The sequence below is a fragment of the Candidatus Frankia nodulisporulans genome, assembly GCF_902806475.1.
In the GTDB taxonomy this organism is placed as follows: domain Bacteria; phylum Actinomycetota; class Actinomycetes; order Frankiales; family Frankiaceae; genus Frankia; species Frankia umida.
This window is the reverse complement of sequence record NZ_CADCWS010000566.1, coordinates 1-393: the sequence shown is the minus strand read 5'-3', so window position 1 is coordinate 393 and position 393 is coordinate 1. Positions and strand designations below refer to the sequence as shown.

Below are 393 nucleotides of genomic sequence, written 5' to 3'. Positions count from 1 at the left end.
ATCCCGCAACGCCGACGCCTGATTGTTGCCGGTGCGGTCGTCGGCTTCGCGCGGGTCCCGAAGGCCGCGGCCCGGGCCGCTCCCAGGGCCGCCTCGCGGGCGGTCTGTTCGGTGCGGCCGAACAGGTCCGCCGACACCACCTGGCCCAACAGGCCCGGACGGGGGCAGTCCGTCACCCGGAACACCAGCAGCCGTTGGTCCGCACCCAGCGGATCCGACACCCACGCGGCCTGCCATTCGGCTTTCCCGTAGACCGAACGGGCGTAGTACTCGGACAGCACCGCGATGGTCCGCCGGGCGCGGGAAACACCCTCGTCCATCTTCGCGACCCAGTTCGTTCCCACCTGGAAGTCCCAGGCCTGCACCCAATGGCCGTAGTTTAAATGATCCCTT

General features: G+C 69.2%; 1 protein-coding gene. It reads right to left on the bottom strand.

Annotated elements, in window-relative coordinates; all coding sequences use genetic code 11:
- Window positions 1-344: toll/interleukin-1 receptor domain-containing protein (locus tag G6R24_RS21425; RefSeq protein WP_263864101.1), on the bottom strand; the 344-nt coding region annotated here is incomplete at its 3' end.
- Window positions 345-393: the final 49 nt, after the last annotated feature.